Source organism: Candidatus Hydrogenedentota bacterium (assembly GCA_016791475.1).
GTDB lineage: Bacteria > Hydrogenedentota > Hydrogenedentia > Hydrogenedentales > JAEUWI01 > JAEUWI01.
Window position 1 is genome coordinate 576 of sequence record JAEUWI010000143.1, and the last position, 273, is coordinate 848.

1 pseudogene (cut by a window edge) is annotated in these 273 nt (G+C 67.4%); it reads left to right on the forward strand.

Going from position 1 to position 273, the window contains the following annotated elements:
- Positions 1 to 273 (forward strand): annotated as a pseudogene (locus tag JNK74_28340) (AAA family ATPase) (it extends 429 nt beyond the left edge of the window).

Consider the following 273-nt stretch of genomic DNA (forward strand, 5'->3'; position numbering starts at 1 on the left):
CACCCACTCATGGTGGGCACGTTCGCGCTGCCGTTGGCGCTGTTTGTAATTTTCTTTATGCTCTTCTAACTGGGCTATCCGGCGCGCGCCGCGGCGCGCGCCCTGCTCGCCGGCATGGACCGCCGCCAGCTCATCGCGCAGATCGAGCCGGTCATGAGCGTGGGCGAACTGGAGGCCGCGCAGGCCGCCGCGGATGCGATACATGCCGCACCGGCGCTGTTCGACTATGTGCTGGCCCTGGTCGAGCACACGCGCGCCGCAGCGGAATTCGAG